At 66.4% G+C, this 345-nt stretch carries 1 protein-coding gene; it reads right to left on the minus strand.

Features of this window, described 5'->3' with window-relative positions:
* Window positions 1-345 (minus strand): choice-of-anchor D domain-containing protein (locus GSQ81_RS06475; protein WP_158909972.1); only part of this gene is annotated, 345 nt, incomplete at both ends.

Raw genomic sequence — 345 nt, forward strand, 5'->3', positions numbered from 1 at the left:
TGCGGTGGTTCCCGTTCCGGTGAGGGTGATGGCTGGAGTGGGGTTATTGGTGGAGTTGTTATCGAGGGTGAGGGTAGCGGTTGCGGCCCCGTCTGCGGTAGGGGCGAACTGGACGGTGAGGGTGAGGGTCTGGCTGGGGTTAAGGACGACAGGGAAGGTCGCTCCGGAGACGGTGAAGCCGGTGCCCGCGATGGTGGCGGAGTTGATGGTCACGGCGGCGGTTCCGGTGGCGGTGAGGATGACGGTCTGCCGTGCCGTGCTTCCCAGGGTGACCGCACCGAAGGTGAGGCTGGAGGGAGCGACCGTCAGGGTCGAGGTGAGTGCGGTGGTTCCCGTTCCGGTGAG

Source organism: Granulicella sp. L56, from assembly GCF_009765835.1.
Taxonomy (GTDB): domain Bacteria; phylum Acidobacteriota; class Terriglobia; order Terriglobales; family Acidobacteriaceae; genus Edaphobacter.